This is a genomic window from Okeania sp. (assembly GCF_983059655.1).
Window position 1 is genome coordinate 1 of record NZ_CEZPJD010000874.1, and the last position, 3,184, is coordinate 3,184.

Consider the following 3,184-nt stretch of genomic DNA (forward strand, 5'->3'; position numbering starts at 1 on the left):
ATCGGTTTTCATTCTGCTTTTAAGCGTCAATTTACTCGTTATGGGAAAAACTGAACGTCAGCATTTCATTAGAAATCAAGATTATTTTTAATTTATCTACTAATGTCAGAATCTACAGATAAGTCAAATAAAATTATTACTATCGGAGACCAAGCAACAACAAAAGATGAACTTGGTTTTACTCCTTATGTAATAGCTATGGCTGAATTTTTAACTAATGAAAATACAAAACCTCCACTGACTATTTCTATCGAAGGTGAATGGGGTAGTGGTAAATCTTCTTTTATGAAACAGTTGGAAAAGGAGATTCTCAAGAAGTCTGAAGAATTAGATAAAAAAGATTTAGCAGGGGTTTGGCAGAAAATTAAAAAAGACCAGATTATTTTTAGCAATCTATCAGATATTGGTAAATTTGTCAGATTAGTATTTAAACAAAAAACCCAAACAGTTTGGTTTAATGCTTGGCGACATGAAAAATCTGAGTCACTTTGGGCGACTTTTGCTCTTTCTTTTTTAGAAGAATTATCTAAAAATCGTAATATTCCTGATTTTTTCTATAATTTATACAGTCGGTTTCAGCTATTTATTTATCGTTTAAATTTTAAAGATAAACCGTTTAAAGCTATTCAGACTTTGGTGATGGTTTCGTTGATTTCTAGTATTACTGTAGCTATTCCAATTGTATACTGGAAATTTGGTTTTGAGGGGGTTTATCAGTTGTCTGAAAATTTGGCTGACACTCTGAAATCTGATTCAAAGGAGGAAGAGAAAAGTCAAAAAGAAGAGGCTGAAATAACTAACAATGAGACAAAAGAAAATGATAATCAAAACTCAGAATCAACGAATAATGAGGATACAAATAATCTTTCTTTAAATATTTTGTTACAACTGGTTGGAATTAGCAGTTCTGCTGCCGGAATAGGAAAACTTTTCGGAATAATCAAAGACTTAATTGGCGACGAGAAAATGGATTTAACTCTATATCTTGAGTCTCCTGATTATGAAAAGGAAGCTGCTTTTATTGAAGAATTTCACGAAGATTTCTCTAAAATTGTTGGTGCTTATGTAGGTAGAGATGAGAAAATTTATGTTTTTATTGATGACCTTGATCGTTGTGAACTAGGTAAATCTGCCGATTTATTGCAAGGTCTAAATATGATGATTTCTGATGACCCAAATTTGATTTTTATTTTGGGAATGGATAGGGAAAAGGTGGCAGCGTCGATAACTTTTAAACAAAAAGATGTGATTCCTTTTCTAGCTTCAATTGCCAAAGAAAATCAAGAGTGGGAAAATCGAAATGATAGGTCTATAAAACAAGTAGATTATGGTTTTAGTTTTCTGGAAAAGTTTGTGCAGTTATCATTCTCTGTTCCTGAATCTTCTCCAAATACGTTAAATAATTTTCTGGAAAAAGTATCTGAAAATCAGAGAAAAATAGAAACTTACGAAAAAAAATACCTTTTTGGGATTCTTTATCGTTTAATTGCCAAAAATTTCAACAGATTATTCTCACCAAAAAAAGAGGCAGAATCAGAAGTAAGAGAATCTCAAATTTTAGAACAAAACTCAGAATTTGAAGAAACAGAGCTTTACTATCCAGAATTACCTATTTTTCCAGTCATTGAAAAAGATTTAGAACCAGAAAATCTTGCTAACCTGATTGAAATAGTTGCTCCTTTTTTTGATAATAACCCCCGTCGTTTAAAACAGTATGTTAATGCCCTAAAGTTAAAAACTTATATTGCTTATTATTCTATTGGAGTTACTTTTGCTGAGAAACAAACGATAACCATTGAACAGATGGGTAAGTTTACTGCACTAACACTCAAATACCCCCGTCTTCTTTTTGAACTTAAGAATAATAATCAACTACTTGCTGAGTTAGAAAAATTAGCTAATGATCGATCTTCTGAATTAAATAACTCTATAATGCCCTTAAAGGATAAAGGAAATGCAAATTATTGGATTAATAATTACCCGAAAATTCAACAGTTACTTTGCTCTAAAATAAAATCGAATAATAATGAGAAAAAGTATATTTTTGAAAATGGAGCGGTTAAAAAACTACTGCAAGTTTCACTACAAGGGGTATCTCCTAAATATTTTAAGCTTCGTGAGTTACTAGCAGCAGGTAAGTGGAAAGAAGCTAATGATGAAACTTTTGATCTCATACTTCAAGCTAATAGAATTAAATCAGTGTATCGGAGAGAAACAACAGTAGGGTGGGTAACAGGATCTTTAGGATTAGCAGTAATAGCAGTGTCAATGATAATAGGAACATTAGAATTATGGTTTTTAGTAGCATCAGCATTACGGTTTGGAGGAATAGTAGGATTACTTGGACTAATAAAAAAACCAGAATTTAGTGGACTTTTCCATTCAGGAATATTAGCTGTATTTATAATAGGGTTTTTAGTAGTAGGAGCATTATCATCGATAATGCTAGGAGTAGCAGGAGCAGGAGTAGCAGGAGGAGCAGTAGTAGTAGTGGGAGGAGCAATAGTAGGAATAGGAATAATATCAACAGACAAATTTCCATTATTGCGAACTTTAAGCGACTTTGAAGACTCACAATACTCAAATGCGATTGAAAACTTCTCTTCTGATGACCTTCGTACTATCGATCAACTTTGGGTAAAATATAGCGGGGGTAAATTTGGCTTCAGTGTTCAAAAGCAAATTTACCTTGAGAAGAATAAGACAAAAGACTTGGAAATAGAGGTTTTAAATAATTTTTGCGAAAGCCTAGGTTGGCAAATATACGAGGAGTGGGTATTATACGATCGTTTAGGTTGGCAAATAGAGGATAGGCGGTTACTATATAATGACCTTAACTTGGAATTAAAGGGTGTACTGCCGTGTTTATTGACTGCCGAAATATCTAGTTTGAAAACAAAACAAAAGGAAAAGCAAAAGAATTCCTTAATCATAAAAATAAATTCAGAGGAAAAAATGAAAGAAAAAGTATCAAGATTATATTTACCTCTTCTCCGCAAAAACTTGTAGAAAAAAGTAAATGGGTTTGGTCTCCAAACCCCTACAGTTTTTTTACGAATCATTTCTTATGGCTATAAAATCTTACTTTTAACTTTTAAATTCCCTAAAAAATCTTACTTTTGACTTTTGACTTTTAAATTCCTTCGATTTACTCCACAGCAAAACCTGTATATTTTCGTTTATA

The 3,184-nt window shown here is 32.0% G+C and carries 1 protein-coding gene; it reads left to right on the forward strand.

The annotated features are described in order from the left end of the window. Nucleotides 1–102 precede the first annotated feature (102 nt). Complete coding sequence (locus AC3DU7_RS29615) at nucleotides 103–3,009, forward strand: P-loop NTPase fold protein (protein ID WP_488042827.1); 2,907 nt, start codon at nucleotides 103–105, stop codon at nucleotides 3,007–3,009. The last annotated feature ends 175 nt before the right edge of the window (nucleotides 3,010–3,184 follow it).

Coding starts and splice junctions, on each gene's coding strand:
- AC3DU7_RS29615 (WP_488042827.1), top strand. CDS start 103: ATGTCAGAATCTACAGATAAGTCAAATAAAATTATTACTATCGGAGAC.